We start from the raw sequence: 7,384 nt of genomic DNA, 5'->3' as shown, positions 1-7,384 counted from the left end.
CCCCCGAACTCCCGACCCCCAGCGCACCATGCCTCACAGCCGAGAACGGCCGCGGCCTGGCCATCGTCTCCGCCTACGCGAAGGAGACCGGCACCCGCCCCTCAGCCACCGGCGAGGGAAAGATCGTCTGGGCCCGCATGCCGACCTGACCGTTGGACACGCACCCGCCCGCTCAGTACATCCGCGGTCGGTCCCGGCAGCTCCCACCCCGCACGACCTCTCGCGGCCGCTTCGGCGGTGGGCGCGGACGAGCGTTCGGAGGTCCTTGATCTCAAGTCAGGTTGAGGTTGCAGGGTGGGGGCGAGGTTGTGCCTTCATCCGACAAGAGGAGCGTGCGCGTGAGCGCGGATTCCGGCTTTTATTCGATCATCGACTACACCGTCGACGGCCCCGGGACGCAGCGGGAGCTGGTGGAGGCGTTCGCGGAGATCCAGGAGCGCTGGGTGCGGTTCTATCCGGGCTACCGGTCCGCCCGGTTCCACGTGAGCCTGGACGGCACCCGGGTTTACAACATCGTCCACTGGGACAGCGAGGCCGACTACCGCCACTTCGAGACGACCTCCGACACCGAGGGCCGGATGGCCGCGATCAAGCGGGCGCTTGAGGGACTGTCCGGCAAGGCCGAAGCGCGGATGAGCGGATTGCCGCACTATGCGGTCGTACGCGAGGTGGGCCCCGGTCCCCGGCGGGACGACTCGTGACCCGCACTACGCCCGAACCGATCCCCCCGAGGGCCGACGTCTACTTCGACGTGCTGTGCCCGTGGAGCTTCATCGCGAAGAGGCGTCTGGAGAAGGCCCTATCCACGCTCCCCCACGCCGACCGGGTGGAGATCGTCTGGCGGAGCTTCGAACTGTCCCCTCAGAGCCGAAAGACGCCGGGCCCAACGGCGGCCGAGGAGATGACCGAGTGGTGGGGCGACCGGACGGCCGCCCGTATCGACCTGATCCGACGCCTCGGCGCCGCCGAGGGACTGGAACTCAACCTGCACAAGGCCCGCCCCGTCGACACCTTCGACGCCCACCGCCTCTTCCACTTGGCCACGGCTCACGGCAGGTCCGACCACATGCTGGAACACCTGCTGACCGCCTACCACACCGACGGCCTGAACATCGCCGACCCCCGCGTCCTGGAACACCTGGGTACAAGGGCCGGCCTGGAACTCGACCACGTCCGCGCACTCCTGCCCGGGACGCTTTCGCCAACGCGGTCCGGGCCGATGAGGAGAGCGCCGCCGAACGCGGCGTCACCGGCGTCCCCTCCCTGGTGCTCGGCACCCGACCCCCGGTCTCAGCCGTCCAGCCCCCGGAGGAACTGTCCCGCCTACTGGAACGCCGCATGACCGATCCGCCCGGTGCCCCGGCCCTGTCCGACCGCCCCGGCTGACACCGATCAGCCTTCCGCCGCCCCGATAGCGCAGCGAGCCACCGAGGCGGGACGGAGCGATGCAGCGATCACACCCGCCCCCACCAAGGGAGGGCCGCCAGGCCCGGCGACACCGGAAGACACGCGACAACCCCAGCCACCGCCGCAACCCCGCAACAACCCCAAACGCCTGCGATCGCGTCCGAAGGCAGGTTCCGAGCCTGCGAGGAACCTGATCGCGCAGCGAGCCCCCAGGGCGAGACGGAGCGATGCAGCGATCGCGCCGCAGTTCCCGCCGAAGGAAGGCGCCCTAGCGCCTGACGCCAAGGGAACTGCTAAGCAGTAGGAACGATGTCGGGGGCGCCTCGGCGGTGGGCGTCGGCTTCCTGGTCGTCTTCCTGGGTTTGGGAGGCGCGTTCGGCTTCTACGCGCTTGCGGTAGTACTCGATCTCGCGGTCGCGTTGCTTCTTGGACCAGCCGAGGACGGGCGCCATGAGGTCGGCGGCCTCCTGGGCGACGCCGATGCCGCGGTCCCAGGTCTCGATGGAGATGCGGGTGCGGCGGGCGAGGACGTCGTTGAGGTGGCGGGCGCCCTCGTGGGTGGCGGCGTAGACGACCTCGGCGCGGAGGTAGTCGTCGGCGCCGGGGAGGGGTTTGGCCAGGTCGGGCTTGTCGGAGATCAGTTCGAGGAGGTCGTCCACGAGGGTGCCGTAGCGGCGCAGGAGGTGCTCGATGCGGGCGACGTGGAGGCCGGAGCGGGACGCGAGGCGGTGGCGGGCGTTCCACATGGCCTGGAAGCCGTCGCCGCCGACGAGGGGGATGCGGTCGGTGCAGGATTCGGGGATCTTGCCGTCGAGGCCGTGGGCGACGGCGTCGATGGCGTCCTTGGCCATGACGCGGTAGGTGGTGTACTTGCCCCCCGCGACGAGGACGAGCCCGGGGACGGGGTGCGCGACGACGTGTTCGCGGGAGAGTTTGGAGGTCTCCTCGGTCTCGCCGGTGAGGAGGGGGCGCAGGCCGGCGTAGACACCCTCCACGTCGTCGTGGGTGAGGGGGGTGGTGAGGACCCGGTTGACCTGGTCCAGGACGTATTCGATGTCGGCCTGGGATGCGGCGGGGTGGGCCTTGTCGAGGTCCCAGGCGGTGTCGGTGGTGCCGATGATCCAGTGCCGGCCCCACGGGATCACGAACAGGACGGACTTCTCGGTGCGCAGGAGGATCCCCGTCGCGGAGTGGATGCGGTCCTTGGGGACGACGAGGTGGATGCCCTTGGAGGACTTCACGTGGATCTGCCCGCGTCCGCCGACGAGTTCCTGGATGTCGTCCGTCCAGACGCCGGTGGCGTTGACGACCTGCTTGGCGCGGACCTCGCTGGTCGTGTTGCCCTCCAGGTCGCGGATGCGCAGCCCGGTGACGCGTTCGCCCTCGCGCAGGAAGCCGATGCACTGGGTGCGGGACGCGATCTGCGCGCCGTACTCGGCGGCGGTCCGCAGCGCCATCATCACGAAGCGGGCGTCGTCGACCTGCGCGTCCCACAGCTGGATGGCGCCGGTGAAGGAGGCCTTGCGCAGGGACGGCGCCAGCCGCAGCGCACCGCGCCGGGTGAGGTGGCGGTGGTGCGGGACGCCGCGCGTGCTGCCCATCTGGAACGCGAGCGCGTCGTAGAGCGCCACGCCGGCGCCGATGTACGCGCGTTCCCACACGCGGTGCGTCGTCGGCAGCAGGAACGGGACGGGCCGCACCAGGTGCGGGGCGATCTGCTGGAGCAGGAGCCCGCGTTCGGTCAGCGCCTCGCGGACAAGGTCGAAGTTGTACTGCTCCAGGTAGCGCAGCCCGCCGTGGATCAGCTTGGACGAGCGCGATGACGTCCCGGACGCGAAGTCGCGCGCCTCGACCACCGCCACCGACAGGCCCCGGGTGGCCGCGTCGAGCGCGGCGCCCGCACCGACGATGCCGCCTCCGACGACGACGACGTCGAACTCCTCGCGGGCCATCCGGTCGAGCGCCGCGGCCCGCTCGGCCGGACCCAGCCGGGAGCTGCCCAGGCCCGTCACAGGTGATCCCGTCATCGCGTTCCCCCCACAGCGGTTGCGTTGTCCGAGCTTTCCTACCCAAGAGTAGGGACGCGTCCACCCCGCGAACGCCCCGATTCCGCAAGGGACGGCGCACGGTGACGGATCTCATCCCGGGCCGCGGAGGCCCGGGAGGCACGAGATCGCTCAGTCGGTGGAGTGGCGGGGAGCCACGACCACCTGTACCCGCTGGAACTCCTTCAGCTCCGTGTACCCGGACGTGGCCATCGCGCGGCGCAGGGCACCGATCAGGTTCATCGATCCGTCCGCGACATGGGACGGGCCGTGAAGGATCTGCTCCATCGTCCCGATCGTCCCGAGCTCGATGCGGGTGCCGCGGGGGACGTCGCCGTGGTGGGCCTCGCTGCCCCAGTGGTAGCCGCGTCCCGGCGCCTCGGTGGACCGGGCGAACGGCGAGCCGACCATGACGGCGTCGGAGCCGCAGGCGAACGCCTTGGCGATGTCGCCGCTGTTGACCATGCCGCCGTCCGCGATCACGTGGACGTAGCGTCCGCCGGACTCGTCCAGGTAGTCGCGGCGGGCGGCGGCCACGTCCGCGACGGCGGTCGCCATCGGCACCGCGACGCCGAGGACGGTCCGCGTGGTGTGCCCGGAGCCGCCGCCGAACCCGACCAGGACGCCCGCCGCGCCGGTCCGCATCAGGTGCAGCGCGGCCGTGTAGGTGGAGCAGCCGCCGACGATGACGGGGACGTCCAGGTCGTAGATGAACTGCTTGAGGTTCAGCGGCTCGGCGCGCCCCGACACGTGCTCGGCGGACACGGTGGTGCCGCGGATGACGAACAGGTCGACGCCCGCGTCGATGACGGCCTTGTGGAACTGCGCGGTGCGCTGCGGCGACAGCCGAGCCGCCACGGTGACGCCCGCCTCGCGGACCTCCCGGATCCGGCGGCCGATCAGCTCCTCCTTGATCGGCTCGGTGTAGATCTCCTGGAGCCGCTGCGTGGCGCGCACCTCGTCCAGCGAGGCGATCTCGGCGAGCAGCGACTCGGGGTTCTCGTAGCGCGTCCACAGCCCTTCGAGGTCGAGGACGGCGAGACCGCCGAGCCGCCCCACGGCGATCGCGGTCGCCGGGCTGACCACGCTGTCCATCGGCGCGACCACCAGCGGCATCTCGAAGCGGTAGGCGTCGATCTGCCAGGCGACGCTGACCTCCTCGGGATCGCGCGTCCGGCGGGACGGCACGATGCCGATGTCGTCGAAGGCGTACGCCCGGCGGCCGCTCTTGCCACGGCCGATCTCCACCTCAGCAGCCACTGCGCCCTTCCTCTACGTCACCCGACTCTCACCAACCGGTGAGGCCGGGCCACCGTGCTCAGCGTCCCCGCCCGCTGCGAGAACAAGCCCAGAAGAGCTTACGTCAGCTCCCCGCACCCCCCGCACCGAGTGGGACGCGAATGGGAGTGGTTCGGGCGGTCGGGCGGGTTTGGGAGCGCCGGCGCGGGTCGGTGCAGAGTGGTCTGGTGGTGGGTTAGTGGCGGCCCTGGTAGTTGGGGGCCTCTACGGTCATCTGGATGTCGTGGGGGTGGCTTTCGCGGAGGCCGGCGGGGCTGATGCGCATGAGGCGGCCGCGTTCTTGCAGTTCGGGGATCGTGCGGGTGCCCGCGTACCACATGGACTGGTGCAGGCCGCCGATGAGCTGGTGCGCGACGTTGGCGAGGGGGCCGCGGTAGGGGACCTGGCCCTCGACGCCCTCGGGGATCAGCTTCTCCTCGCTGTTGACGTCGGCCTGGGCGTAGCGGTCCTTGGAGTAGGAGGCGCCGCGTTCGCGGTTGCGCATCGCGCCGAGGGAGCCCATGCCGCGGTACGACTTGTACTGCTTGCCGTGGACGAAGATCAGCTCGCCGGGGGACTCCTCGACGCCGGCGAGCAGGCTGCCGAGCATGACCGTGTCGGCGCCCGCGACCAGGGCCTTGGCGATGTCGCCCGAGTACTGCAGGCCGCCGTCGCCGATCACCGGGACGCCGGCCTCCTTCGCGGCGCGGGCGGCCTCGGAGATCGCGGTGATCTGCGGGACGCCGACGCCGGCGACGATGCGGGTGGTACAGATCGAGCCGGGTCCGACGCCGACCTTGACCGCGTCGGCGCCCGCGTCCGCCAGGAGTTTCGCGCCCGCGTAGGTGGCGACGTTGCCGCCGACGACCTCGACCGGGGCGTTGTTCTTGATCACGGCGATCGCGTCGGCGACGCCCTTGGAGTGGCCGTGCGCGGTGTCCACGATGATCACGTCGGTGCCGGCCTCGATGAGGGCCTTGGCGCGGCGGATCGCGTCCTCGCCGACGCCGACGGCCGCGGCGACGAGCAGCCGGCCGTCCGCGTCCTTGGTGGAGTGGGGGTACTGCTCGCTCTTCGTGAAGTCCTTGGTGGTGATCAGGCCCTTGAGGCGGCCGTCGGCGTCCACGAGCGGGAGTTTCTCGACCTTGTTGCCCGCGAGCAGCCGGAACGCCTCGTCGCGGGTCACGTCGACCGGGGCCGTGATCAGCGGCATCGGCGTCATGACCTCGCGGACCGGACGGGACAGGTCGGTCTCGAAGCGCATGTCCCGGTTGGTGACGATGCCGACCAGCACGCCCCGCACGTCGGTGACCGGCACGCCGGAGATCCGGTAGTGGGAGCAGAGGTCCTCGACGTCGGCGAGCGTCGCGTCCGGGAGGCAGGTCACCGGGTTGGTGATCATCCCGGCCTCGGAGCGCTTGACCCGGTCGGCCTCCTCGGCCTGCTCCTCGATCGACATGTTGCGGTGCAGGACGCCGATGCCGCCCTGCCGCGCCATGGCGACCGCCGTGCGGGCCTCGGTCACCGTGTCCATCGCCGCCGAGACGAGGGGGATCCGCAGCGAGATCCGGCGGGTCAGCCGGGAGGTGGTGTCGGCCTCGCCGGGCTGCATGTCGGAGTAGCCCGGCAGCAGCAGCACGTCGTCGAAGGTCAGCCCCTGCGGGAGGAACTTGTCGGGCTCGGCGGCGGGGTTCATGACTACCTTCCCGTAGTGGTGGAGCATCGGGCCAGGTCACGGCGACCCTGTTTCCATGGTAGGGCGTGGGTCCGCGCCGCGACCGGTTGTTGCGCACGCCGGTCAAGTGGTCTTCGTGACACCAAAGAACAATCACGGCAAGGTCCGCATTCCCACTTTGCGTGTTCGTTCGCGCACGGAGGAAGACCGGGGGTGCACCTCACAGGCGGTCAAGCAGTAGCGTGGTAGGCGTGCACGACGACGCTCCGCTCGACCCGTTCGCCGGAGACCCGGAGGACCCGGCGGCGGCACTCGGCGACCCCGGGGACGAGGCCGCTCCGCTCAGCGTGACGGAGCGCGAGGACGTGCTGGCCGACCTCGCCGACCTGGAGGTCTTCCGCGCCCTGCTGGAGCCGCTCGGGGTGCGGGGCCTCACCGTCGACTGCGGCGACTGCGGCAAGCTCCACTACATCGACTGGGAGCTCCTGCACGGCAACCTGCGCCACCTGCTGGACCAGGGGCTCCCCCGCGTCCACGAGCCCGCCCTGGCGCCCGACCCCGTCGACTACGTGAGCTGGGAGTACGCCCGCGGCTACGTCGACGGCGTCATCGACAGCGAAGAGGGCCACGACGAGAACTGACCCGGCGCTTCCCGGCTGACGGGGAGCGAGGCCGGATCCGGCCGCCGCTTCGGCTCTCGACGCAGGGCCTTCCACTGCCGGATGCGTCAGTCGTAATAGCGGCGGTGGGGGTCCTTGTCGGAGTGGCGCCTTCTGTCTTCGTCCTTCTGCAGGTCCCGGCGGCGCTCAGGGGTGGGTGACTCGGTCTCGGAGGCCGGACCCGAGACGGTCGTGGCCGGATAGTCCGGGTAGGGCGAGCGCGGGCCGAACGGGAACGGGTAGCGGGTGCGCGGCCTGTCGCTCTCCCGCTTCTCGGGAGTATCGGCCGGGGTGGGGGGCGGCGTGGCGCGTTCGGGCTC

The 7,384-nt window shown here is 71.0% G+C and carries 7 protein-coding genes; 3 read left to right on the top strand and 4 right to left on the bottom strand.

Annotated elements, in window-relative coordinates; all coding sequences use genetic code 11:
* Positions 1-338 precede the first annotated feature (338 nt).
* Both E1266_RS33755 and E1266_RS33750 read left to right on the top strand, forming a co-directional pair.
* Entirely contained in the window at positions 339-701 is a 363-nt protein-coding gene (locus tag E1266_RS33755; protein WP_132054081.1) for an antibiotic biosynthesis monooxygenase, read from the top strand.
* On the top strand, positions 698-1,342 hold the full coding sequence (locus E1266_RS33750) for a DsbA family oxidoreductase (RefSeq protein ID WP_207946081.1): 645 nt from the start codon (positions 698-700) through the stop codon (positions 1,340-1,342). The genes E1266_RS33755 and E1266_RS33750 overlap by 4 nt, the downstream gene beginning before the upstream one ends.
* 358 nt (positions 1,343-1,700) lie before the next feature.
* On the opposite strand, the gene glpD is transcribed toward E1266_RS33750, so the two are convergent.
* The 3 genes from glpD to guaB all read right to left on the bottom strand — a co-directional run bounded on the left by glpD (position 1,701) and on the right by guaB (position 6,426).
* Positions 1,701-3,434, bottom strand: coding sequence for a glycerol-3-phosphate dehydrogenase (glpD, locus tag E1266_RS33745; protein WP_132054079.1), 1,734 nt, complete (start codon positions 3,432-3,434; stop codon positions 1,701-1,703).
* 150 nt (positions 3,435-3,584) lie between these two features.
* Entirely contained in the window at positions 3,585-4,700 is a 1,116-nt protein-coding gene (locus E1266_RS33740; RefSeq protein ID WP_132054083.1) for a GuaB3 family IMP dehydrogenase-related protein, read from the bottom strand.
* A gap of 226 nt (positions 4,701-4,926) precedes the next feature.
* The gene (guaB, locus tag E1266_RS33735; RefSeq protein ID WP_132054077.1) at positions 4,927-6,426 is read right to left on the bottom strand and encodes an IMP dehydrogenase; all 1,500 of its coding nucleotides are present in this window, start codon (positions 6,424-6,426) and stop codon (positions 4,927-4,929) included.
* Positions 6,427-6,656: 230 nt separating this feature from the next.
* On the opposite strand from guaB, the gene E1266_RS33730 reads away from it, so the two are divergent.
* The gene (locus tag E1266_RS33730; protein ID WP_132054075.1) at positions 6,657-7,046 is read left to right on the top strand and encodes a DUF5319 domain-containing protein; all 390 of its coding nucleotides are present in this window, start codon (positions 6,657-6,659) and stop codon (positions 7,044-7,046) included.
* An 86-nt stretch (positions 7,047-7,132) separates the two neighbouring features.
* Here the strand turns inward: E1266_RS33730 and E1266_RS38485 are convergent.
* On the bottom strand, positions 7,133-7,384 hold a 252-nt coding region (locus E1266_RS38485), incomplete at its 5' end, for a hypothetical protein (protein WP_207946080.1).

The sequence above is a fragment of the Actinomadura sp. 7K534 genome, assembly GCF_004348575.1.
Classification (GTDB): Bacteria; Actinomycetota; Actinomycetes; order Streptosporangiales; family Streptosporangiaceae; genus Spirillospora; species Spirillospora livida.
The sequence above is the reverse complement of the archived record's forward strand: the minus strand, read 5'-3'. Positions and strand labels throughout refer to the sequence as shown.

Coding starts and splice junctions, on each gene's coding strand:
- guaB (WP_132054077.1), bottom strand. CDS start 6,426: ATGAACCCCGCCGCCGAGCCCGACAAGTTCCTCCCGCAGGGGCTGACC.
- glpD (WP_132054079.1), bottom strand. CDS start 3,434: ATGACGGGATCACCTGTGACGGGCCTGGGCAGCTCCCGGCTGGGTCCG.